Source organism: Mycobacterium sp. 852014-50255_SCH5639931, from assembly GCF_001665605.1.
GTDB lineage: Bacteria > Actinomycetota > Actinomycetes > Mycobacteriales > Mycobacteriaceae > Mycobacterium > Mycobacterium paraffinicum.
The window spans coordinates 66,165-89,070 of the sequence record NZ_LZSV01000017.1; the positions used below are offsets into that span (position 1 = coordinate 66,165).

At 70.4% G+C, this 22,906-nt stretch carries 23 protein-coding genes; 11 read left to right on the top strand and 12 right to left on the bottom strand.

Annotated features, from left to right (window positions below; all coding sequences use genetic code 11):
• Nucleotides 1–5 precede the first annotated feature (5 nt).
• Nucleotides 6–785 (top strand): S-methyl-5'-thioadenosine phosphorylase, encoded by a 780-nt coding sequence (locus A5758_RS10075; protein ID WP_197503903.1) that lies wholly within the window; start codon nt 6–8, stop codon nt 783–785.
• On the top strand, nt 782–1,810 hold the full coding sequence (locus A5758_RS10080; RefSeq protein ID WP_067739550.1) for an NAD(P)-dependent oxidoreductase: 1,029 nt from the start codon (nt 782–784) through the stop codon (nt 1,808–1,810). Before A5758_RS10075 ends, A5758_RS10080 begins: the two co-directional genes overlap by 4 nt.
• Nucleotides 1,811–1,815: 5 nt before the next feature.
• On the opposite strand, the gene A5758_RS10085 is transcribed toward A5758_RS10080, so the two are convergent.
• Nucleotides 1,816–3,489, bottom strand: coding sequence for a hypothetical protein (locus A5758_RS10085; protein ID WP_067739552.1), 1,674 nt, complete (start codon nt 3,487–3,489; stop codon nt 1,816–1,818).
• A gap of 278 nt (nt 3,490–3,767) precedes the next feature.
• Here A5758_RS10085 and A5758_RS25715 point away from each other — a divergent pair, with 278 nt between their 5' ends.
• Genes A5758_RS25715 through A5758_RS10100 form a run of 3 tightly spaced genes read left to right on the top strand, consistent with a single transcriptional unit; the run spans nt 3,768 to nt 6,701 of the window.
• Nucleotides 3,768–5,384: a hypothetical protein gene (locus A5758_RS25715; RefSeq protein WP_067739554.1), complete on the top strand. Its 1,617-nt coding sequence runs from the start codon at nt 3,768–3,770 to the stop codon at nt 5,382–5,384.
• 7 nt (nt 5,385–5,391) lie between these two features.
• Nucleotides 5,392–6,045: a glycosyltransferase family 2 protein gene (locus A5758_RS10095; RefSeq protein WP_067739556.1), complete on the top strand. Its 654-nt coding sequence runs from the start codon at nt 5,392–5,394 to the stop codon at nt 6,043–6,045.
• Nucleotides 6,042–6,701 carry a DUF2064 domain-containing protein gene (locus tag A5758_RS10100; protein WP_067739558.1) on the top strand — a complete coding sequence of 220 codons (660 nt, stop codon included), beginning with the start codon at nt 6,042–6,044 and terminating at the stop codon, nt 6,699–6,701. The genes A5758_RS10095 and A5758_RS10100 overlap by 4 nt, the downstream gene beginning before the upstream one ends.
• Nucleotides 6,702–6,707: 6 nt before the next feature.
• Here A5758_RS10100 and A5758_RS10105 read toward each other — a convergent pair whose 3' ends face one another.
• The 10 genes from A5758_RS10105 to A5758_RS10150 all read right to left on the bottom strand — a co-directional run bounded on the left by A5758_RS10105 (nt 6,708) and on the right by A5758_RS10150 (nt 14,889).
• Nucleotides 6,708–8,060, bottom strand: coding sequence for a hypothetical protein (locus tag A5758_RS10105; protein ID WP_067739560.1), 1,353 nt, complete (start codon nt 8,058–8,060; stop codon nt 6,708–6,710).
• Nucleotides 8,061–8,071: 11 nt separating this feature from the next.
• On the bottom strand, nt 8,072–9,151 hold the full coding sequence (gene menE, locus A5758_RS10110; RefSeq protein WP_067739970.1) for an o-succinylbenzoate--CoA ligase: 1,080 nt from the start codon (nt 9,149–9,151) through the stop codon (nt 8,072–8,074).
• A gap of 68 nt (nt 9,152–9,219) precedes the next feature.
• Nucleotides 9,220–9,522, bottom strand: coding sequence for a DUF3349 domain-containing protein (locus A5758_RS10115; RefSeq protein ID WP_067739566.1), 303 nt, complete (start codon nt 9,520–9,522; stop codon nt 9,220–9,222).
• Between the two features lie 56 nt (nt 9,523–9,578).
• The gene (locus A5758_RS10120) at nt 9,579–9,878 is read right to left on the bottom strand and encodes a hypothetical protein (RefSeq protein ID WP_067739568.1); all 300 of its coding nucleotides are present in this window, start codon (nt 9,876–9,878) and stop codon (nt 9,579–9,581) included.
• Nucleotides 9,878–11,113: an inorganic phosphate transporter gene (locus A5758_RS10125; RefSeq protein WP_067213027.1), complete on the bottom strand. Its 1,236-nt coding sequence runs from the start codon at nt 11,111–11,113 to the stop codon at nt 9,878–9,880. Before A5758_RS10125 ends, A5758_RS10120 begins: the two co-directional genes overlap by 1 nt.
• Before the next feature lie 97 nt (nt 11,114–11,210).
• Nucleotides 11,211–11,618, bottom strand: coding sequence for a VOC family protein (locus tag A5758_RS10130; protein WP_067213030.1), 408 nt, complete (start codon nt 11,616–11,618; stop codon nt 11,211–11,213).
• A 27-nt stretch (nt 11,619–11,645) separates the two neighbouring features.
• Nucleotides 11,646–12,542 carry an SDR family oxidoreductase gene (locus A5758_RS10135; protein WP_067739570.1) on the bottom strand — a complete coding sequence of 299 codons (897 nt, stop codon included), beginning with the start codon at nt 12,540–12,542 and terminating at the stop codon, nt 11,646–11,648.
• 40 nt (nt 12,543–12,582) lie between these two features.
• The gene (locus A5758_RS10140) at nt 12,583–13,485 is read right to left on the bottom strand and encodes a 1,4-dihydroxy-2-naphthoyl-CoA synthase (RefSeq protein ID WP_067213034.1); all 903 of its coding nucleotides are present in this window, start codon (nt 13,483–13,485) and stop codon (nt 12,583–12,585) included.
• Between the two features lie 13 nt (nt 13,486–13,498).
• Nucleotides 13,499–13,954: a nitroreductase family deazaflavin-dependent oxidoreductase gene (locus tag A5758_RS10145; RefSeq protein WP_067739572.1), complete on the bottom strand. Its 456-nt coding sequence runs from the start codon at nt 13,952–13,954 to the stop codon at nt 13,499–13,501.
• Between the two features lie 11 nt (nt 13,955–13,965).
• Nucleotides 13,966–14,889, bottom strand: coding sequence for an aldo/keto reductase (locus tag A5758_RS10150; RefSeq protein ID WP_067739574.1), 924 nt, complete (start codon nt 14,887–14,889; stop codon nt 13,966–13,968).
• Between the two features lie 81 nt (nt 14,890–14,970).
• Between A5758_RS10150 and A5758_RS10155 the strand changes: the two genes are divergently transcribed.
• The gene (locus A5758_RS10155; RefSeq protein ID WP_067739576.1) at nt 14,971–15,525 is read left to right on the top strand and encodes a TetR/AcrR family transcriptional regulator; all 555 of its coding nucleotides are present in this window, start codon (nt 14,971–14,973) and stop codon (nt 15,523–15,525) included.
• Between the two features lie 117 nt (nt 15,526–15,642).
• On the opposite strand, the gene fadD8 is transcribed toward A5758_RS10155, so the two are convergent.
• Nucleotides 15,643–17,244: a fatty-acid--CoA ligase FadD8 gene (gene fadD8, locus A5758_RS10160; protein ID WP_067739578.1), complete on the bottom strand. Its 1,602-nt coding sequence runs from the start codon at nt 17,242–17,244 to the stop codon at nt 15,643–15,645.
• A 66-nt stretch (nt 17,245–17,310) separates the two neighbouring features.
• On the opposite strand from fadD8, the gene A5758_RS10165 reads away from it, so the two are divergent.
• Genes A5758_RS10165 through A5758_RS10185 form a run of 5 tightly spaced genes read left to right on the top strand, consistent with a single transcriptional unit; the run spans nt 17,311 to nt 22,895 of the window.
• Nucleotides 17,311–18,915, top strand: a complete 1,605-nt coding sequence (locus A5758_RS10165) for an amidohydrolase (RefSeq protein ID WP_067739580.1) — start codon at nt 17,311–17,313, stop codon at nt 18,913–18,915.
• Between the two features lie 50 nt (nt 18,916–18,965).
• Nucleotides 18,966–19,892 carry an o-succinylbenzoate synthase gene (locus A5758_RS10170; RefSeq protein WP_231987287.1) on the top strand — a complete coding sequence of 309 codons (927 nt, stop codon included), beginning with the start codon at nt 18,966–18,968 and terminating at the stop codon, nt 19,890–19,892.
• Nucleotides 19,889–20,671, top strand: a complete 783-nt coding sequence (locus A5758_RS10175; RefSeq protein ID WP_067739584.1) for an alpha/beta fold hydrolase — start codon at nt 19,889–19,891, stop codon at nt 20,669–20,671. The genes A5758_RS10170 and A5758_RS10175 overlap by 4 nt, the downstream gene beginning before the upstream one ends.
• 57 nt (nt 20,672–20,728) lie before the next feature.
• Nucleotides 20,729–22,354 (top strand): 2-succinyl-5-enolpyruvyl-6-hydroxy-3-cyclohexene-1-carboxylic-acid synthase, encoded by a 1,626-nt coding sequence (gene menD, locus A5758_RS10180; RefSeq protein WP_067739586.1) that lies wholly within the window; start codon nt 20,729–20,731, stop codon nt 22,352–22,354.
• The gene (locus A5758_RS10185) at nt 22,329–22,895 is read left to right on the top strand and encodes a DUF3592 domain-containing protein (RefSeq protein WP_067739588.1); all 567 of its coding nucleotides are present in this window, start codon (nt 22,329–22,331) and stop codon (nt 22,893–22,895) included. Before menD ends, A5758_RS10185 begins: the two co-directional genes overlap by 26 nt.
• Nucleotides 22,896–22,906 lie beyond the last annotated feature (11 nt).

Here is a 22,906-nt window from a genome sequence, read left to right on the forward strand (position 1 = left end):
ATGGGCTGATGCTCGGAGTCATCGGCGGCAGCGGCTTCTACACCTTCTTCGAGTCCGACACCCGCGCCGTCGACGTCGACACCCCGTACGGCCCGCCCAGCGCCCCGGTGACGATCGGCGCCGTCGGGGGACACGAGGTCGCGTTCTTGCCCCGGCACGGGACCACACACCAGTTCTCGGCGCACACCGTGCCGTATCGGGCCAACATGTGGGCGCTGCGCAAGCTCGGGGTGCGACGGGTTTTCGGCCCGTGCGCCGTCGGCAGCCTGAACCTCAACAACGGACCGGGCGCGGTGGTGGTGCCCGACCAGCTGGTGGATCGCACCAGCGGCCGCCCCGACACGTACTTCGACTCCGGCGGCATCCACGTCGACTTCGCCGACCCGTACTGCCCCACCCTGCGCGCCGCGGTGGCCGGCCTGCCCAATGTGGTCGACGGTGGCACCATGGTCGTGATCCAGGGCCCGCGGTTTTCCACGCGCGCGGAAAGCCAGTGGTTCGCCTCCGCCGGGTTCTCGCTGGTCAACATGACCGGCTACCCGGAGGCGGTGCTCGCGCGTGAACTCGAAATGTGCTATGCCACAATCGCTTTGGTCACCGACCTGGACGCCGGTATCGCGGCCGGCGAGGGCGTGACGACCGTCGAGGTGTTCGCCGAATTCGAGAAGAACATCGGGGGATTCAAGGAGCTGGTGCGCCAGGCCATCGGCCGCGTCGCCGACGAACACAACTGCACGCACTGCCTGCCGCACACCGGCGTCACGCTGCCCCTCGAGCTGCCGTGAGGGTGTTGCTCACCGGGGCGGCCGGTTTCATCGGTTCGCGGGTGGCCGCGGCGCTGCGGTCGGCGGGCCACGACGTGGTCGGCGTCGACGTGTTGCTACCGGCGGCCCACGGCCCGAATCCGGTGCTGCCGCAGGGATGTCACCGCGTCGACGTCCGCGACGCCGACGCCCTGGCGCCCCTGCTGGACGGGGTGGACCTGGTCTGCCACCAGGCGGCGATGGTCGGTGCGGGCGTGGACGCCGCCGACGCCCCCGCCTACGGCGGCCACAACGATTTCGCCACCACGGTCCTGCTGGCGCAGATGTTCGCCACCGGGGTGCGCCGCCTGGTGCTGGCGTCGTCGATGGTGGTGTACGGGCAGGGCCGTTACCACTGCGGGCAGCACGGACACGTCGACCCGTTGCCGCGGCGGCGCGCCGACCTCGACGCCGGGAGCTTCGAACACCGTTGCCCGATCGGGGATGAGGAACTGCAGTGGCGCCTCGTCGACGAGGACGCCGCGCTGCGACCGCGCAGCCTGTACGCGGCCAGCAAGACCGCGCAGGAGCACTACGCGCTGGCGTGGTCGGAGTCGACGGGCGGTTCGGTGGTGGCGTTGCGCTACCACAACGTCTACGGCCCCGGGATGCCGCGCGACACCCCGTATTCCGGGGTGGCGGCCATCTTCCGGTCGTCGCTCGAAAGGGGCGAGCCGCCAAGGGTTTTCGAGGACGGCGGCCAGATGCGGGACTTCGTCCACGTCGACGATGTGGCCGCCGCGAACCTCGCGGCGACCCAGGAGATCGACGGATTCACCGCGGTCAACGTCTGTTCCGGGCGGCCCGTCTCCATCCTGCAGGTGGCCGGCGCGCTGTGCGACGCGCGCGGCGGTGCACTCTCGCCCGTGATCACCGGCCAGTACCGCAGCGGCGACGTGCGCCACATCGTCGCCGATCCGTCCCGGGCGGCCGAGGTGCTCGGCTTCCGCGCGGCCATCGACCCGGCCGAGGGCCTGCGCGAGTTTGCGTTCGCCCCGCTGCGCTGAGCGCCCTACGCCTGCGGCGGCCGGTAGATCTTGGGCTTCTGGACCGGAATCTGTCGCGTCGCGGAGTCGTCGCCGCGGAAGAGCCGCGGGCCGGTGGTGATCCGGGTGGTGGCCGCGGCCGACGGCGGGGCGGCGTGGCCCACCGGGACCCGCGCCCTCGGCGCGGCCGGAGCGCCGCCCGCCGGCACGGCGGGCTTGGGGACGGCGCGGCGGCGGCGCACGCGGCGGCCGCGCAGCTGCCCGGTGACGATGGCGGCCCCCAGGATGCACAACGCCAGTCCGCACAGCGTCACATCGAAGGTGCTGGTGATCTGCTGGGCGAGGTTGTTGCCGTAGACCGGGTGCTGCGCGGGGGAGTTGGCTGAGTCCGCGAACCGTGGCGCCAGCACCACGCCCACGACGACGCGGGCGACGCTGAGCGTGGCGACCAGACCGCACAGCGACGAGATCAGTCGCGCCGAGTGAGCGGCGTGGCGCAGGTTGATGCGCAGCCAGATCGCCAGCACCGCGGTGGCCAGATCGAACGCGGCCAGGACCATGCTGTCGTACCGGGAGAAGGGGTAGTCCAGGCTCACGGCGACGAAGAGGTCGGTCAACCGCATCAGCATCGAGCCCACGCTCCATACGGCGATGAGCAGCAAGCCATTTCGGGCCGCCACCCGCCAAGCGCTCTCCTCGGCCCCGGTCGTGTTGCGGTGACCGAACAGGGTTTGCGGCGCGAACATCGCGGCGGCCGCCGCCCACGCCAAATAGCCCTCGAAGCCCACCCCGGCGGTCGACGTGTTCTGCGCGATGCCGTGGAACGCGTCGACATCCCGCCCCAGGGGCAGGATCCACACCAAGATCCCGGCGACCAGTGTCGACGTGCCGAGCGCGACGGTGGCCAGCCGCCCGGCCCTGGTGCTGCGCAGCAACCACCTGGCGGCGACCAGCACGGCCACCAGCGCCACGGCGCCGTACACCACCGCCGTCACAATGACCGCCACGTTCTGCTTGCCGAATGCGCCGGCGCCGCCGGTGTTCTGCAGCGCGTAGCGAACCCGCCAGTACAGGTTGAAGCCAAAGCTGAGCGCCGCCAACGCCATCGACGCGTAGCCGATGAGCCGGGCCGACCTCAGCCAGCCGGTGTGCTCGTCGCCCTCGGGAACCGGTCCCGTGTGGGCGCCGGCGGCCACCGCTTGGGCGCTCAGCATGCAGCCGGCGATTCCCACCCACGCCCCCGGCCCCACCCCGCCCGGCACGTTGACCGTGCCACCGAACCGGACGGTCTCGAACGCGTCGAAGACCACGAACGCCAGCACCAGCAGCGCGTAGGGGACGTTGAGTCCCAGGCGAATCCGGCCCGCCCCCGCGGGGTTGAAACGCGCGCCGGAGGACCTCCAGGAACCGGCCACGGCGACGGCGACGACGGACAGCGCGGTCACGGCGAGCAACATCGCGAAGAGGGTCGGACTGCTGCCGGGGATCCCGACGCCGAAGTACAGATTCCACGGCAGGAACAGCGCGAAGACGAGCAGCGCGATCGCGGTCAGGTCGCTGACGATGTGCCAGCGCCGTGTCGTCGCGTTCCCCGCCACCGGCGGAGCGCCGGCGGCCGGCCGGATGATGCGAGCGGTTTGCTGCGCCTGACCGGGATCGATGGGGCCGGTCGGCGCGTCGTCACTGCTCTGGATCACCATGCCCCCCGGAATTCAAGGACGGTCAATCGTGGCGCAGGTTCGGTCGCGCTGCGGGTGAATACCCTGCCGAGGCGGCCGGACTGCTCGCTTGCGAACATATTCTCCGTTCGGACGCCCTCGCAGATTCCCCCGCGACCGTCCTGTCGTTCGAGAAGCTGGTTACGCTGCGCTATGGGCAAACATTGTCGCCCGAATAACGGATACTGCCAACGGTATCGCAAGTGTAATGATGCCGGGACATTGCTGGTCGTGGGGTAGCCAGCCGAAGGAGAACCGGGATGGACGTCGTGTTGGGGGTCGCGGTCACGGGCCCGGTTGCCCGCTTGGCGCTTGTCGGGCCGGGCGCGGACGTGATCGACCAATCCGTCGTCGACCTGGAGGAGAACCCGGTCGGCAAACTCACCGAGACGGTGGTGGGCACCAATCGGCTCCTGGCGGACGAGAACCACCGGCTGGTCGGCACCCGGGTGTGCTGGAGCGACGATCCTCGGGCCGGCCAGCTACGGCAGGCGCTGGAAGATTCCGGCGTTTCCAACGTCGCGTTGCTCTCCGATTCGCAGGCGGTGGCCGCCCTGATGCGCGCGGCCGGCCGCCCCGGCGCCGCCGCGCTGGTGCTGGACGACGCGACGGCGACGCTGTCGGTGCCGGGTTCCGCCGATGACCAAAACGCGCCGCCGACCGTGCTGGCCAGGGAGGCGGTCGCCGGCGGCGACGCGACCGCGATGTTCAACACGATGATGGCCCAACTCAGCGCCCAGGCCGACGCCCCGGGCGACGTGTACCTGGTGGGCGCTTCGCCCGAGCTGGCCCAGGTCGCCGACCAGTTCCGCGATGCGTCGACCATGCGGGTGCAGGTCGCCGACGACCCCTCCTTCGCGATCGCCCGGGGCGCGGCGATGGCCGCCGCGGCGCAGACGGCGTTGTCGGCCGGGGATGCCACGGCGATGGCGCCGGCCGTGGGACTCACCGGCGACGAGACCGCGATGGCGCCCGGGCTCACCGGGGATGAGACCGCCATGGCGCCCGGGCTCACCGGGGATGAGACGACGCTCGTGCCGCCGGCAGATGTGGAGGAACCACAGCTGGCGTACTCGATGACCGACGATGCCGAGCCGTTCGCCGGCGACGAGTACGGCCCCGAATACGACGACGTCGACGACTTCGACGAGACCACGGCCATCCCCTCGCGGTTGAGCCGCCGATCCTTGGTGGTGGGCAATGCCGTGCTCGCCTTCGCGGTCATCGGTTTCGCGTCGCTGGCCGCCGCGGTGGCCATTGCGGTCCGTCCCACCGCGAGTCAACAGCCGGTGGTGGGACACCAGAACGCCGCCCCGGGCAAGTTCATGCCGTTGCTGCCGACCCAGCAGCAGGCGCCGGTGCCACCGCCCCCGGTTGATCAGCCCAACGCGGGTTTCCAGGGCGGCGTCATCCCGGACGCCAACGGTCTTATTCCGGCACAGGGCGGCGGGCCGGCCGTCCCCGCTGCGCCGGTGTCGCCCGGCTTCGTACCCAACCCGAATCCCGCTGTGCCCGTTCCGGTCCCGATCATCGTTCCGGTCCCGGTGTATCCCCCATACAACCCGCCGACGTTCACGACGCCGACGACCACGACGACGATCACTACCACGACACCGACGACCACGACACCGACCACGACGACGCCCACCACGACGGAGCCGTCCACCACAACGCCAACCACGACCACGCCGACGACAACGACACCGCACGTGACCACGACCACCCCGCCGACGAGCTCGAAGGAGCCGTACACCTCGACCCAAGCGCCGACAACCCAGGCGCCGCCGCCGAGCACGCACGAAACGACGGCGGCGCCGCACACGCAGAACCCGCAAACGCTCGCCCCGCAGGAGCCACGCATCCATCGCGGGTTCTGAGGCGTCCATGCCCGAGGCCGTCACGGTGGTGCTGCCGTGTCTCAACGAGGAGGAGTCGCTGCCCGCGGTGCTGGCGGCCATCCCCGCCGGATACCGGGCGCTGGTCGTCGACAACAACAGCACCGACGACACCGCCGGGGTCGCGCGGCGGCACGGCGCCGAGGTTGTGGTCGAGCCGCGGGCCGGGTACGGCTCGGCGGTGCACGCGGGCGTGGTGGCCGCGAGGACGCCGATCGTGGCGGTGATCGACGCCGACGGCTCGATGGACGCCGGGGAGTTGCCGCGGTTGGTCGCCGCGCTCGAGCAGGGTGCCGATCTGGTGATCGGACGGCGCCGGCCGGTAGCCGGGCTGCATTGGCCGTGGGTGGCCCGGGTCGGCACCGTGGTGATGAGCTGGCGGCTGCGCACGCGCCACGGATTGCCGGTTCACGACATCGCGCCGATGCGGGTGGCCCGGCGCGAGGCGCTGCTGAATCTCGGTGTCGCCGACCGACGTTCGGGTTACCCGCTGGAGCTGCTGGTCCGGGCCGCGGCCGCCGGCTGGCGCGTGGTCGAATTCGACGTCAGCTACGGCCCCCGCACCGGCGGTAAGTCGAAGGTCAGCGGTTCGCTGCGGGGGAGCATCACCGCGATCCTCGACTTCTGGAAGGTGATCTCGTGACACTGCCGGTGACGCTGCTGGTGGTCGCGAAGGCACCCGAGCCGGGCCGGGCCAAGACCCGGCTCGCGGCGACGGTCGGGGACCTCGTTGCCGCCGAAGTCGCCGCCGCCGCACTGCTGGACACGCTGGACGCGGTGGCCGCCGCGCCTGTGGCGACCCGGGTGGTGGCGATGACCGGCGACCTGAGCGCCGCAGCCGCCGCCGACGAGATCCGGCAACGGCTGCGGTCCTTCACGGTGATTCCTCAGCGCGGCGAAGACTTCGCCGACCGCCTCGCCAACGCGCATGCCGACGCCGCGGACGGCTATCCGGTGGTGCAGATCGGAATGGACACCCCGCAGGTGACCGCCGACATGTTGATCGACTGCGCGCGACGCTTGCAAGAGGCGCCGGCGGTGCTCGGGCCGGCCGTTGACGGCGGCTGGTGGGTGCTCGGTTTGCGGAGCCCCGAAGCGGCCGAGTGCCTGCGCACAGTCCCGATGTCGCAGCCCGATACCGGACTGCTGACGTACCGGGCGTTGCACGACTTGGGAATTGGAGTGTACCCGGCGCCGGAGCTCGCCGACTTCGACGTCGTCGACGACGTGGCCGCGGTGCGCGAGGCGTGCGGGCCCGCCAGTCGCTTCGCGAAGGCGACCCGGGCGGCCGGCCTGTAGCCGCGCCTACCAGTTCGTGACGATGAGGGTGTTGAGCAACAGGGCGCCGGCGACGTTGAGCGCGAGCCACACCCGGTGCGACCGGACGGGCAACAGCGCGGGCGCCGCGGTGAGCCAGATGGTGAAGGGCAGCCAGATGCGCTCGACCTCGGCCTTGCTGAGCATGCTCAGGTCCGCGCAGGCGATGGCGGCGAGCGCCGCCAGCAGCAGCAGGTGGAACCCGGAGCGGCGGCGGATGGCCACCGCGTCGAACACCCGGCTGACGCCGGCGACGCTGCCCAACCCGATCGCACACACCACCGCCGCCAGGTTGGCCCAGCTCCAGTACGCAAACGGGCGGTCTTTGGCGATGCCCTGCCAATAGCGTTGCTGCACAAGGGTATAGCCGTCGAACCAGTAGAACCCCGCGACCGCGAAGGCGACCGCCACCGCCACCGCGGCCAGCGTCGCCGGGCCGAGCGCCCGCAGCACCGCGCGCCAGTCGGCGGCCGATGCCAGCACCGCCAGGGCCGGGAGCCCCATCAACATCAGGCCGTAGTTACAGAACACGCCCCAGCCCAGCAGCAGGCCCGCGGCGGCGCCTGTCAGGGCGGGGAACCGGACCGGTCGGTGCACCGCCATGGCCAACAGCGCGATGCCCCATGCCGCGACCCCGGCGAAGTAGCCGTCGGCGGAGACCGCGACCCAGATTGCGGTCGGCGCCACGGCCACGAACGGCGCGGCGCGTCGCGCGGTCTGCTCGTCGGCCAGCGCGCGAACGGCGATCAGCACCGCGGCCGCGGCGCTGGAGCCGACCAGCAGGCACAGCAGCCCAGCCCACGCGCCCCCGTGCAGGCCGATCCGATCCAGCCAGACGAAGGTCAGCAGCGCCCCGGGTGGATGCCCGGACACGTGGGTGGTCCAGGAGTTCGGTTGGTAGTCGACGATCCGGCTCGCGAACGTGCGCACCGTAGCCGGGATGTCGGCGATGCTTCCCACCTGGGACAGGTACTCGTCCCGGGTGGTCAGCCGGCCGGCGAAGCCGCGCTGCCACCCGTCGATCATCGCCAGCGCGAAGGCCCAGGCGCAGGCGGTGGTCCAGGTGCTCAGCGTCAGGATCCGCCACGAAAGGCGTTGCGCCAGAAGCGGTCCCCACGCAACGGCGGCAATCGCTAGGGCGACGGCAGGCCCGGTACCCCAACTGGCGTGGATCTCCCAGGCGCCGAAAATCGGCGCGGCCCCGGTGTGCGTGCCGAACCGCTCCTGCCCCACATCGGTCCGCGGCCGCACGCCCCAGTGCAGCCGCGGCAGGATGAACGCCGCCCCGACCAGCACCACCCCGGCCGCGACGGCCGCTAACTCCCGACGTGCCACCCTCACGGTCGACCAGCCTATTGATCGCCGGAACCGGCGAAGCGGCGCACCAACGCCGCCCGGTCGACCTTGCCGATGCCGCGCCGCGGCAGCGCGTCGACCACGTGCAACTCGCGCGGGGCGGCGGTGACGTCCAGGGTGCGCGTCACGTGGGCGCGCAGCGCGTCCAGCGTCGGCGCCGAGCAACCCTCGACCAGCACGATCGCGGCCACCACCCGCTGGCCCAGCCGGTCATCGGGCACGCCGAAAACCGCGCAGTCCACCACGGCGGGATGGGCGCCCAGCGCCGCTTCGACCAGCTGCGGCAGCACGGTCAATCCGCCCGTGCTGATCGCGTCGTCGGCGCGGCCCAGCACGGTCAGCACGCCCGCCTCGTCGACAACGCCGAGATCGTCGGTGCGGAACCAGCCCGGCTCGGCGAACGGGTCGGGGTCCACCGGATTGCGATAGCCCTTGGCCAGGGTCGCGCCCCCGAGGGCGATGCGCCCGTCGTCCACCCGGACCAATACGCCGCGCAGCGGTACGCCGTCGTAGACGCAGCCACCGGCGGTCTCACTCATGCCGTAGGTCCGAACCACGGTGATGCCGGCCGCCGCCGCGGCGTCGAGCACGCCCTCCGGGGCCGGTCCGCCCCCGAGCAACACGGCATCGAGTTCGGCGAGCGCGCCCGCGGCCGCCGGATCGGCCAGCGCCTTGGCCAACTGCGCCGCGACCAGCGACGTGTAGCGTCGGCCAGGTCCCAATCGCCTTATCGCGCCGGGCAATTCGGCCGCATCGAAGCCCTCGGAGACGTCCAGCTCGACGGGCGTCGAGCCCGCGAGCGCGCTGCGCACCAGCACCTGCAGCCCGGCGATGTGGTACGGCGGCAACGCCAGTAGCCAGCCGCCCGGGCCGCCCAGGCGGTCATGGGTGGCCGCGGCGCTGGCCGTCAGCGCGGCCGCCGTCAGCAGGGCGCCCTTGGGCGCACCCGTGGTTCCCGAGGTCGTCACCACCAGGGCCACGTCGTCGTCGATGTCTGCCCCGACCCGCAGGGCCGCCGCCAACGCTTCCGAGCCGGGGGCCAGGGCGACCAGGGCGGGGTCGCGGCCAGCCAGCACCCGTTCCAGGGCGGGCAACAGTGACGAGACGGCCGAACCCGGCAGGACGGTCTGGGCGCGCAGTACGGCTATGCGGGGTCCTCGACCTGGTCCGCGTCATCGAACGGCCAGCCCTGCGCTTCCAACCGGACCCGCACCCGCTCGACGTCGTCGGGGGTGGGCAGCTCGTCGGTGATCTTGCTGATCAGCACCCCGATGTCGACGTCGTCGAACTCGCTGCGCCGGATCAGCTCGCAGGCAACCTCTTTGACCTCATCGTTGGACATGCGGCGCGCCAGCAGCGCCAGCACCGGGAAGGTGTCCGTCGGCGGGACACCTTCCGGGTATCCCGCGCGCAGCCACGAGACGATCGAATTGAGAAATCCGTTCACGCTGGTCCAACTCCCCCCGGTGTCCGGCTCGTTGACGCGGTGGGCATCGCTCGATGCTACTTGGGCTTGGCTCCAAGGAACGCGACGCCGGTGTGATGGGCGACGAAGTCCCGGGAGATGTACGCCAGAGCAAAGGCGATCGCCAGCAGGACCACCGCATAGATCGCCCATGCGAGGGCCAGCAGCATCGGGTTCTTCTGTGCCGAGCTGCCATCGGTGCTCACCTGCCCGGCTCCCACCGCGTGGAATCGGAGCCCCAGGGCGAACAGCCCCGGCAACGCGGCTCCGGCCAGCATGGCGAAGAGCAGGATCTTGAGGGAGGCCTGGTAGTTGAACCAGTCGCTGAAGTGACTCATCAAGCGTTCGCCTTCATCGTGGGGTCGTCGGAGTCGTAACGCGGGGTGCTGCCCACCTTGGGGCCACCGTCGGAGGGCGGTTCGTGGCCGTCCGCGGCGTCGAGCCCGGCGGTCAGATCGCCCTGCCATTCGGCGTTGACGTTGTTGTGGTCGACCTTGACCTTGCGCGACCGGACGTAGATGGTCGCCGAAACCGCGATCAGCAGCGCGAAGCCGACGATCGCCCCGGGGTAGCCGCCGATGTAGTGCACGATCCAGTAGGTGACCGCACCGACCAGCCCGGCCAGCGGCAGCGTCACCAGCCAGGCGACACCCATGCGGGCGGCGACGCCCCAGCGGACCTCGCCGCCGGGCTTGCCGAGCCCACTGCCCAGCACCGAACCCGTGCACACCTGGGTGGTCGACAGCGCGTAGCCGAAGTGGGCGGAGAGCAAAATCACTGCGGCCGAGGAGGACTCGGCCGCCATGCCCTGCGGCGACTGGATCTCGACCAGCCCCTTGCCCAGGGTGCGGATGATGCGCCAGCCACCCAGGTAGGTGCCCAACGCCATCGAGACCGCGCAGCCGACGATGACCCACAGCGGGGGCATGGCGGCATTCTTGCTGATCGAGCCGTAGGACATCAGCGCCAGGAAGATGATGCCCATCGTCTTCTGCGCGTCGTTGGTGCCGTGCGCCAGCGAGACCAGCGACGCCGAACCCCACTGGCCGTAGCGGAAGCCGGCCTCGGTGCGCTTGGTCGGGATGCCGCGGGTGATCCGGTAAACCAGCCAGGTCGCCACCGCGCCGACCAGGATGGCCAGGATCGCCGACACGACGGCCGGGATGATCGCCTTGGACACCACGCCCTTCCAGATCACCCCGTGCGCGCCGACGGCCGCCATGGTGGCGCCGACGATGCCGCCGATCAAGGCGTGCGAGGAGCTGGAGGGGATACCGAGGAGCCAGGTCATCAGGTTCCACACGATGCCGCCGACCAGGCCGGCGAAAACCAACTCCAGCGTCACGATGTGCCCATCGATCAGGCCCTTGGCGATCGTGGCGGCGACGGCGGTGGACATGAACGCGCCTACCAGATTCAGCACCGCGGACAGTGCGACCGCCGCCTTGGGCTTGAGCGCGCCGCTGGCGATGGAGGTCGCCATCGCGTTGCCGGTGTCGTGGAAGCCGTTCGTGAAATCGAAAGCCAGTGCCGTGATTACGACGATGATCAAGAGGAACAACTGGATGTTCACAGCGCCCGATTCTGGTGGTAGTGGGATTCCATTGTCGAATGCAGGAAGACCTGAATCGCGGGTGTATTTTGAGTCGTCGCCAGATGTTACCTCTCAGTTAACCGGAATTTCCCTGCGGTTTACCCCGGGTGTCGCGGCGTAGCGGGTGGTCAGGCGGGATTTGAACGAAGATCAGCGTGATCCCGTCCGGGTCGGTCACGTGCATCTCGTATAGGCCCCACGGTTCTTGGCGCGCCTCGCGTGCGATCGGCACGCCGCGGCTTTGCAGCTCGGCCTGGGTCGCTTCGATGTCGCGAACCTGGAGCCACAGCGCGCCGGGGAACGGGCCCCGGGAATGGTCCGGGGAGCCGTAGCCCGCCAGCTCCAGCAACGACTGGCCGGCGAAAAAGACTGTGCCCGCGCCGTATTCGCGGGCTATCGCGAGCCCGATCTGGTCCCGGTAAAACGTCAACGACTGCTGATAGTCCGCCGGCCGGAACAGCATCCGGCTGGCCAGGATCTCCATAGCGTCGTGTCTATCACATGGGCCGGTTCAGCTGCCGTTTTCGCGGTTGGGTTGGATCCGCTGCCGCTGCATGAGCGTGTTCACCAGCCGGGGACCAAACGTGTCGATCGCCTTCGCGGCGATCGCCATCCGCGGCGCGATCCGCACCGGCCGGGTGCGGGCGGCGGTCAGCATCCACTCGGCCGCCTCGTCCGACGTGAGCGCCGGCATGCCCTCGTACGCCTTCGTCGGCGCGATCATCGGTGTGGCCACCAGTGGGTAGTACAGCGTCGTCGAATGCACACCCTTGCGGCCCCACTCCGTCTCCACGACGCGGCTGACCGCCGACAGCGCCGCCTTCGATGCGTTGTAGACCGCGAACAGCGGCGACGCCTCCGACAGCACCCCCCAGGTGGAGACGTTGATGATGTGGCCGTCGCCGCGCTCGAGCATGCCGGGCGCCAGCCCACGGATCAGCCGCAGCGGCGCGTAGTAGTTGAGCGTGATGGTCCGCTCGACGTCGTGCCAGCGCTCCAGCGACTCGGCCAGCGGCCGGCGGATGGACCGGCCGGCGTTGTTGATCAGGATGTCCACCCCGCCGAGCCGCTTCTCGACGTCGGCGACCAACGTGTCGACGGCGTCCATGTCGGAGACGTCGCACGGCAGGGACAGCGCGGTGCCGCCCGCCGTGGTGATCCGTTCCGTGAGCGCATCGAGCAATTCCTGTCGGCGCGCGACGACGGCCACCGTCGCGCCCTCGCGGGCCAGCAGTTCGGCGGCGGCCTCGCCGATGCCCGACGAGGCGCCGGTGAGCAGGATGCGCTTGCCGTTGAGGTCGACCGGCCTGATGGCGGGCCGGTTGATCAGCACCTGCGGGGCCATCGGGGGGCGCATGGTGGCCAGGACGAGCTGATCGGTGATCCGGCGCAGGGGACTCTTGCTCACGTGGGGAGTCTAGGGGCGGGGCTCGTCGGCCCGTTCGGCGCTAGAAGTAGCGCGGGAACCGGCTCCAGTCCGGCGGCCGCTTCTCCAGGAAGGCGTCGCGGCCCTCGACGGCCTCGTCGGTCATGTAGGCGAGCCGGGTGGCCTCGCCCGCGAACAGCTGCTGACCGACCAGCCCGTCGTCGAGCAAATTGAAGGCGAACTTCAGCATCCGTTGCGCCTGAGGCGATTTGGCGTTGATCTCGGCGGCCCACTCGATTGCGGCCTGCTCCAGGTCGGCGTGGTCGACGACCGCGTTGACCGCGCCCATGTGGTGCATCTGCTCGGCGGTGTACGCGCGGCCGAGGAAGAAGATCTCGCGGGCGAACTTCTGTCCGACCTGGCGCGCCAGGTAGGCGCTGCCATAGCCGCCGTCGAAGCTGCCGACGTCGGCGTCGGTCTGCTTGAACCGGGCGTGCTCGCGGCTGGCCAGGGTGAGATCGCAGACCACGTGCAGGCTGTGCCCGCCGCCGGCCGCCCAGCCGTTGACCAGGCAGATGACCACTTTCGGCATGAACCGGATCAGCCGCTGCACCTCGAGGATGTGCAGCCTGCCGGCGCGGGCGGGGTCGACGGTCTCGGCGGTGTCGCCGCTTGCGTACTGGTAACCGCTGCGCCCGCGGATGCGCTGATCGCCGCCGGAGCAGAACGCCCAGCCGCCGTCTTTGGGGGAGGGGCCGTTGCCGGTCAGCAGCACCACGCCCACGTCGGGGGACATCCGGGCGTGGTCGAGCACCCGGTAGAGCTCGTCGACGGTGTGCGGCCGAAACGCGTTGCGCACCTCGGGCCGGTCGAACGCCACCCGCACGGTCGCATCGGTGACGTGGCGGTGGTAGGTGATGTCGGTCAGGTCGTCGAACCCGGCCACGGGCCGCCAGGCCTGGGCGTCAAAGGGATTGTCAGTCAAGGTTTTCGAACTCCTATACCGGGTCCAGGCGAAATACTGCGCAGCGGCCGGCCAGGGCTTCGAACTCGTCGGGGCGCCCTTCGCTGACGAGCCCCGCCCGCTTCATGAAGCCGACGCCCGTCGGCACTTCGGTGGGGAAGAGCCGCAGGATCGGCCGCGCGTCGGCGGCGGACAGCTCGGCCATCCGCACCCTCTGGACGTGACGGCCGCGCGCGATCGTGGCATCACCGGAGGCCCGCACGTTGGCCACCCAGTCGGCGCCCGGGAACCCGGCGACGACGTACTGCCGGCCGTCGACGGTCATGGGGGTCACCGGGGTCGAGCGGGCCGCGCCGGACTTGCGGCCGGTCACCGTCAACACGACGGGGCTCTCGCCGCCGAAACTCATTCCCAGCCGCGACATCTGGATGAAGACCTTGTTGGCCGGCTTCAGCCACCACGGCGGCTTGATCGGTTTGCCGCTTCCCATACCCAGCGACGTTACCTCTGGAAGGACTCCACACCATGGGGCTGGGGCTCGGTTGCGCCGATGGCGTCCAGCCTTTCCAGCGCTTCGGCATCCAGGGTGACGTCGCCCGCGCCGAGGTTTTCCTCGAGGTGCCCGACGGATCGCGTGCCGGGGATCAGCAACGTGTTCGGCGCGTGCGCCAGCAGCCACGCCAAGCCGACCTGGGCGCCGGTGGCGCTGAGCTGGCCGGCGATCTCGGCCACGACCGGATGGTCGGCGACCTTCGGGAAGCCCGGGAACGACGAGCCCAGCGGGAAGTAGGGCACCCACGCGATGCCCTCGTCCGCGCAGAGTTGCAGGGCGGCTTCCTGTGAGCGGTCGAGCAGGCTGTAGGCGTTCTGCACGCAGACGATGCCCGCCGGCAGCGCGCGCCGCACCACGTCCACCGGCACGGCGCTGATGCCGATCGCGCCGATCTTGCCCTCGTCGCGCAGTGCGATCATCTCGGCGAGCTGGTCGTCGACGTCCACGAGCTGATCGCCCTCGGCGGCCACGCCGGGCCCGAGGTCCATGCGGCGCAGGTTGACCACCGGGACGGAATCCAGGCCGAGCTGTCGCAGGTCGTCCTCGACCGCGGCGCGCAGCTCCGCGGGCTTTTGCGCAGCCGCCAGCGGGATGGGCTGTTCGCCGGTGAAGCGCGCCCCGACCTTGCTGACGATGACGAGGTCGTCGGCGTAGGGGAACAGCGCCGCCCGGATCCGGCGGTTCACCTCGCCGGGGCCGTAAAACGACGCCGTGTCGATGTGGTTGACGCCGAGCTCGACCGCGCGGCGCAGCACCGCGGCCGCGTCCTCGACGGACGGGGCCTCGAACAACTGCATTGCGCCGTAGCCGATGCGCGCGACGGTCGACGCGCCGATGGTGCCGGGACCGCCGGGCCGTGGTTTGTCCGTCATGGTGCTCCCTAGTGCCACACTGGAGGAAATGCGGAGGATCCTCCGCTTATCGCAGCGTAGCAGAAACGGAGGTGCCTCCGCTTGGCGGAGATCCGATCGGACGCGCGCCGGAATCGCGAGCGGCTGCTCGAGGTGGCGACGGCGGCGTTCGCCACCGCCGACGGGCGACCGGTGTCGCTGGAGGCCATCGCGCGCGAGGCCGGCGTGGGGATCGGCACGCTGTACCGCCACTTCCCGAATCGAGAGGCGCTCGTCGAGGCGATCTACCGCGCCGAGCTCGACGAAGTGGCCGCGGCGGCCGAACGGCTGCTCAAGCGCCACCCGCCCGAGACGGCGCTGCGCCGCTGGATGGACCGCTACGCATCATTCGTGGCCGCCAAGCGTGGGATGGCCGAGTCGCTGCAGGCGATCTTCGCCTCCGGCGCCATGCAGGCCAGCCAGACTCGTGACAGCATCGTCGGCGCCGTCGACCTGCTGTTGCGGGCCGGCGTCGAGGACGGCAGCCTGCGCCCCGACGTGCAGGCCGACGATGTGGTGTCCAGCCTGATCGGCATCTTCCTGGCCAGCGGCTCGCCCGAGCAGACCGGCCGCATGCTCGACCTGCTGGTCGCCGGCGTCACTGCACCCCCAACGTGAAGCTGGTTTCACGCACGGCCCCGAACGTGAAGCTAATTTCACGCCCGGCGCAGCCCGACGCCCGGCTGGCCGGGCGCTAGGCCGCGAGCGCCCGCACAGCCGGGCGCTCGAGCACAATCAGCCGACGGCGCGGCCGGCGCCCTCCCAGAACTGGGCGCGCACGGCTTTCTTGTCCGGCTTGCCCAGCGCGGTCACCGGCACCGACTCGACGACGATCACCTGCTTGGGCGATTGCACCGAACCCTTGCGCTCTTTAACCGCGGACTGGATCTCGACCGTCACCCGCGCCACCGACTCCTCGTCGGAGGGATGGTCGGGTCGCAGCACGATCACCGCGGTAACGGCTTCGCCCCACTTCTCGTCCGGCGTGCCGATCACGCACACTTGCGCGACGGCCGGGTGCTCGGCGACGACGTCCTCCACTTCCCGGGGGAACACGTTGAATCCACCGGTGACGATCATGTCCTTGACCCGGTCCACGATGAACCAGAAGCCGTCCTCGTCCTCGCGGGCCATGTCACCGGTGTGCAGCCAGCCGTCCTTGAAGGTTTTGGCCGTCTCCTCCGGCAGGTTCCAGTACCCGCCGCTCAGCAATGGCCCCGACACGCAGATCTCGCCGACCTCACCCTGTGGCACCTCGTTGCCGTCGGCGTCCAGCAGTGCGGTGCGGGCAAACAGGGTGGGCCGCCCGCAGGAGGTGAGCCGCTTCTCGTCGTGGTCCTTCTTGGCGAGGTAGGTGATCACCATCGGGGCCTCGGATTGCCCGTAATACTGGGCGAAGATCGGCCCGAAGCGGCGGATGGCCTCGGCCAGTCGCACCGGGTTCATCGCTGACGCGCCGTAATAGACCGTCTCCAGCGAGGACAGGTCGCGGGTATGCGAATCCGGGTGATCCATCAGCGCGTAGATCATCGACGGCACCAGCATGGTCGCGGTGATCTTCTGTTCCTCGATCACCCGCAGCACCTCGGCCGGATCGAACTTGGTCAGCACGACCAGCTCGCCGCCCTTGATGATCGTCGGCACGAAGAACGCCGCCCCGGCATGCGACAGCGGCGTGCACATCAGGAAGCGCGGGTTCTCCGGCCACTCCCACTCGGCGAGCTGGATCGTGGTCATCGTGGTGATCGACTGCGCGGTGCCCAGCACACCCTTGGGCTTGCCGGTGGTGCCGCCGGTGTAGGCCATCCCGCCGATGTGGTCGGGCGGAAGGTCGGCGGCCACCAACGGCTGCGGCGGATACTTCGCGGCTTCGGCCACCAGGTCCACCGCGGAATCACCCAACGCTTCGGGGACCGGGCCGATTGTCAGCACCTGCTTGAGGCCGGGCACCTTCTCCAGCAGGCCCAGCGCCCGCTCGACGAACATCGGGTTGGGATCGATGATCAGCGACGTCACGCCGGCGTCGCCCAGCACGTAGGCGTGGTCGTCCAGGGAGCCCAGCGGGTGCAGTGCCACGCGCCGGTAACCCTGGGTCTGGCCGGCGCCGATGATCATCAGCACCTCGGGCCGGTTCAGCGACAGCAGCCCGACGGTCGCGCCGGTGCCCGCACCGAGCGCCTCGAACGCCTGAATGTACTGGCTGATGCGCTCGGCGAGCTGTCCACCGGTCAGCGTGGTGTCGCCGAGATGCAGCACCGGCTTGTTCTTGTTGCGCTTGAGCGCACCGACGGTCAGGTGTCCGGAATGAATGGGGTGGCGCAGCAGATCGTCACTCATGGGGCAAGACTAGAACGTGTTGCAATTCCGGTCAGCCACCCCCTCGCAGCACTAGCATCCCTGCACATGGCCGATGCAGAGCTCGTCATCACCGGAACGATCCTCACCGTCGACGACGCGCGGCCCACCGCCGAGGCGCTCGCCGTCGCCGGCGGGCGCCTCGTCGCCGTCGGCAGCCGCTCCGATGTGGCCAAGCTGACCGGCCCCGACACGCAGACAATCGAAGTCAGCGACGGCTGCGTCATACCGGGATTCGTTGAGGCGCACGGTCATCCGCTGATGGAGGCCTTGGCGCTGTCGGACCGCATCGTCGACATCCGGCCCGTCACCATACGAAACGCCGACGACGTCGTCGCCGCCGTCCGCCGTGAGGTCGCCGCCAGGGGAGCGGCCGGCGCGTACTTGAATGGCTGGGATCCGCTGCTGCAGTCCGGGTTGCCCCAGCCGACGCTGGCCTGGCTGGACGAGGTCGCCCCCGATGGGCCGCTGATCATCATCCACAATTCCGGGCACAAGGCCTACTTCAATACGCACGCCGCACAGCGCGCCGGCCTGACTCGTGACACGCCCGATCCCAAGGGCGCCCGGTTCGGCCGCGACGCGCACGGGGACTTGGACGGCACCGCCGAAGAAACCGGCGCGGTGTTCCCGCTGCTGGCCGGCGCCATCGCGCCCGGCGACTACCCGGCGATGCTGCGCGCCGAATGCGCCCGGCTCAACCGCGCCGGCCTGACCACCTGTTCGGAGATGGCCTTCGACCCGGCGTTCCTGCCGCTGGTCGAGCAGCTGCGCGACGAGCTGACGGTCCGGCTGCGCACCTACGAGATCTCCAATCCGCAGATGCACACCGACGCCACCCCCGGCCAGGGCGACGACATGCTGCGCCAGGTCGGCATCAAGATCTGGGTGGACGGCTCCCCGTGGGTCGGCAACATCGCCCTGTCTTTTCCGTACCTGGACACCGACGCCACCCGCACCATCGGGGTGCCGCCCGGCTCCTGCGGGCACGCCAACTACACCCGCGAGCAGCTGAGCGAAATCGTCGGCGCCTACTTCCCGCTGGGCTGGCCGATGGCCTGCCACGTGCAGGGGGACGCCGGGGTGGACACCATCCTCGATGTCTACGAGGAGGCGCTGAAACGCCACCCGCGCGACGACCACCGGCTGCGCCTCGAGCACGTCGGCGCCATCCGGCCCGAGCAGCTGCAGCGCGCCGCCGGCCTCGGGGTCACCTGCAGCATCTTCGTCGACCAGATCCACTACTGGGGTGACATCATCGTCGACGGCCTGTTCGGGCCGGAGCGCGGATCCCGTTGGATGCCAGCGGGTTCCGCGGTGGCCACCGGTATGCGCATCTCGCTGCACAACGACCCCCCGGTCACACCCGAGGAGCCGCTGCGCAACATCAGCGTCGCCGTGACCCGGACGGCGCCCAGCGGCCGGGTCTTGGCGCCCGAGGAGCGGTTGACGGTCGAGCAGGCCATCCGCGCGCAGACCATCGACGCGGCCTGGCAGTTGTTCGCCGACGACGTGATCGGCTCGCTGGAGGTGGGCAAGTACGCCGATCTGGTGGTGTTGTCGGCCGACCCGCGGGCCGTGCCGCCCGAGGAGATCGCCGACCTGGACGTCCGCGCGACGTTCTTGGCGGGCCGGCAGGTCTACGGCGCGTGACGCCCGCGTGTCAGGACCTGCTTGACGGCCTGCACGTGGTGGCGCTGCCGATGCGGGTGCGCTTCCGCGGCATCACCACCCGCGAGGTCGCGCTCATCGAGGGCCCGGCGGGCTGGGGCGAGTTCGGGGCCTTCCTGGAATACGCGCCGCCCGAGGCCGCGCACTGGCTGGCCGCCAGCATCGAGGCCGCCTACCGCCCGCCGCCGCCGCGGCGGCGCGACCGCATTCCGATCAACGCGACCGTGCCGGCCGTCGACGCCGGCCGAGTGGCCGAGGTGTTGGCCCGGTTCCCCGGCGCCCGCACGGCCAAGGTGAAGGTCGCCGAGCCTGGCCAGACGCTGGCCGACGACGTCGACCGGGTCAACGCCGTGCGCGAACTCGTGCCGACCGTGCGGGTGGATGCCAACGGCGGCTGGACCGTCGAGGAGGCGGTGCGGGCGGCCATCGCGCTGACCGCCGACGGCCCGCTGGAATACCTCGAACAACCGTGCGCGACCGTCGACGAGCTCGCGGCCCTGCGCCGGCGGGTCGACATGCCGCGCGTGCCGATCGCCGCCGACGAAAGCATCCGCAAGGCGGACGACCCGCTCGCCGTGGTCCGCGCCGGCGCCGCCGACATCGCGGTGCTGAAAGTCGCCCCGCTGGGCGGCGTTGCGGCCATGCTTGCAATCGCCGCGCAGATCGACATCCCGGTCGTGGTTTCCAGCGCGATCGACTCGGCGGTCGGCATCAGCCAGGGCCTGGCCGCCGCGGCGGCCCTGCCGGTACTGAGCCACGCGTGCGGGCTCGGCACCGGCGGGCTGTTCGTAGAGGATGTGGCCGACGTCGCCGCCCCGGTCGACGGCACCCTGGCAGTCGGGCCGGTCACCCCCGACCCGGCGCGGCTACGGGCCCTCGCCGCGCCCGCGGAGCGGCGGCAGTGGTGGATCGACCGGGTCAGGGCATGCCACGCACTCCTTGTACCGTCGTCCGAGTGATCAACCTGGCTTACGACGACCGCGGCTCCGGTGAGCCGGTGGTGTTCATCAGCGGTCACGGCGGGGCCGGCCGGACCTGGCAGCCGTATCAGGTTCCCGCGTTCTTGGCGGCCGGCTACCGCGTCATCACCTTCGACAATCGGGGCATCGGCGCCACCGAGAACGCGCAGGGTTTCACGACGCGGACCATGGTGGCCGACACGGCGGCGCTGATCGAAGGACTGAATGCGGCTCCGGCCCGCATCGTGGGGATGTCGATGGGTGCATTCATCGCCCAGGAACTCATGCTTGCCCGGCCCGAACTCGTCAGCTCCGCGGTGTTGATGGGCACCCGGGGCCGCATGGACAAAACCCGCGAGTTCTTCCGCGACGCCGAGGCCGAGCTGGCCGACGCCGGTGTCCAGTTGCCGAGCTCGTATGAGGCGAAACTCCGTCTGCTGGAAAACTTTTCGCACAAGACGCTCAACGACGACGTCGCGGTCGCGGACTGGATCGCCATGTTCAGCATGTGGCCCGTCAAGGCCACCCCGGGAACGCGTTGCCAGCTCGACATCGCCCCGTACACCAACCGGTTGCCGGCCTACCGCAGCATCGCGACGCCGGTGCTGGTGATCGGCTTCTCCGACGACGTGTTGACGCCGCCCTACCTGGGGCGCGAGGTCGCCGACGCGCTGCCCAACGGCCGTTACGTGCAGATCCCCGACGCCGGCCACCTCGGCTTCTTCGAGCGCCCGGACGCCGTCAACGAGGCGGCGCTGAAGTTCTTCGCCAGCAACTAGTTCTGGCGCCACCTCTGCTCCGCGCCCCCGGTGGGCGGGTTGTGACAGGCTGTACTGGTGAACCCCTCGACGACACAGGCGCGCGTCGTCGTTGACGAGCTGATCCGCGGCGGCGTCCGCGACGTGGTGCTTTGCCCCGGGTCGCGCAATGCGCCGCTGGCGTTCGCGCTGCAGGACGCCGACCGTTCCGGCCGGATCCGGCTGCACGTCCGCATCGACGAGCGCACCGCCGGCTACCTGGCCATCGGGCTCGCGATCGCCGCCGGCGCCCCGGTGTGCGTCGCGATGACGTCGGGCACCGCGGTGGCCAACCTCGGGCCGGCCGTGGTGGAGGCCAACTACGCGCGGGTGCCACTGATCGTGCTGTCGGCCAACCGGCCCTACGAAATGCTGGGCACCGGGGCCAACCAGACCATGGAGCAGCTGGGCTACTTCGGCACCCAGGTCCGCGCCGCCATCAGCCTGGGCCTGGCCGAGGAGGCGCCCGAACGGCTGGAGGCCCTCAACGCCACCTGGCGATCGGCCACCTGCCGGGTCCTGACTGCCGCTACGGGATCTCGCACCGCCAACGCGGGCCCGGTGCAGTTCGACATCCCGCTGCGCGAGCCTCTGGTGCCGGATCCCGAACCGCACGGCGCCGCGATCCCGCAGGGACGACCCGGCGGACGGCCGTGGACGTACACACCGCCGGTCACGTTCGACCAGCCGCTGGACATCGACCTGTCGCCCGACACCGTCGTCATCGCCGGACACGGCGCGGGCGCGCACCCCAACCTGGCCGAGTTGCCGACCGTCGCCGAGCCGACGGCACCGGCCCCGGCCAACCCCCTGCATCCGCTGGCCCTGCCGCTGCTTCGTCCCAAGCAGGTGATCATGCTCGGCCGCCCGACGCTGCACCGGCCCGTCTCGGCGCTGCTGGCCGACCCGAAGGTGCCGGTGTACGCGTTGACCACCGGGCCGCGCTGGCCGGACGTCTCGGGCAACTCACAGGCGACCGGCACGCGGGCGGTGACCACCGGGACGCCGAATCCGGCGTGGCTGAAGCGCTGCGCGGAGGTCAACAGGCACGCGATCGACGCGGTGCGCGGCCAACTTGAGGCGCACCCGCTCACCACCGGCCTGCACGTCGCCGCGGCGGTGGCCGGCGCGCTGCGGCGCGGAGACCAGCTGGTGCTAGGCGCGTCCAACCCGGTCCGGGACGCGGCGCTGGTCGGCCTGGACACCCACGGCATCCAGGTCCGCTCCAACCGCGGGGTCGCCGGCATCGACGGCACCGTGTCCACCGCGATCGGGGCCGCGCTCGCCTACGAGGGACGCACCGTCGCGCTGATCGGTGACCTGACGTTCGTCCACGACAGCTCCGGTCTGCTGATCGGCCCCACCGAGCCGACACCGCGCAACCTGACCATCGTGGTCTCCAACGACAACGGCGGCGGCATCTTCGAACTGCTCGAGCAGGGCGACCCGCGGTTCTCCGATGTGTCGTCGCGAATCTTCGGAACGCCGCACGACGTCGATGTAGGCGCGCTGTGTCGCGCCTATCACGTTGAGAGCCGCCAGATCGAGGTGGACCAGCTCAGCGCGGCCCTCGATGAACCCGCGGCCGGGATGCGGGTGCTGGAGGTCAAGGCCGACCGGTCTTCGCTGCGGCAGCTGCATGCGGCCATCAAGGCGGCCCTGTGAGGGTTTCGTGAACTACCCGAAAAGGGTGCTGCACATACTGATTCATGGCCGCAGCGATAAGCCGCCGAGCACCCCGTCGAGAATTGCGTTGCGCTGGGCGCGGATTGCGGTGCTCATCGTGGCCGGCTTGGTCACCTTGCAATCGGCCCTGCTCGTCGCGGGCGCCTGGCGCAACGACCTTGCGATCCAACACAACATGGGGGTGGCGCAGGCCGAGGTGCTCAGTGCCGGGCAGCGCCGCTCGACTATCGAATTCGTCACACCCGAGCGGGTCACGTACCGTCCGGAGCTCGGCGTGCTGTACCCGTCGCATCTGGCCACGGGCATGCGAATTTACGTCGAGTACAACAAGAACGACCCGAATCTGGTTCGTGTGCAGCACCGCAATGCCGGGCTGGCCATCATCCCGGCGGGGTCGATCGCGGTGGTGTGCTGGCTGGTGGCGACGGTCCTCCTGGTAGGCCTGGCGCTGCTGGACAAGATGCTCGATCGTCGCGCTGAGGCTCCCGACCAGCAGATTTCGCACGACGTATGCCCGTAGGCAACCTTGTC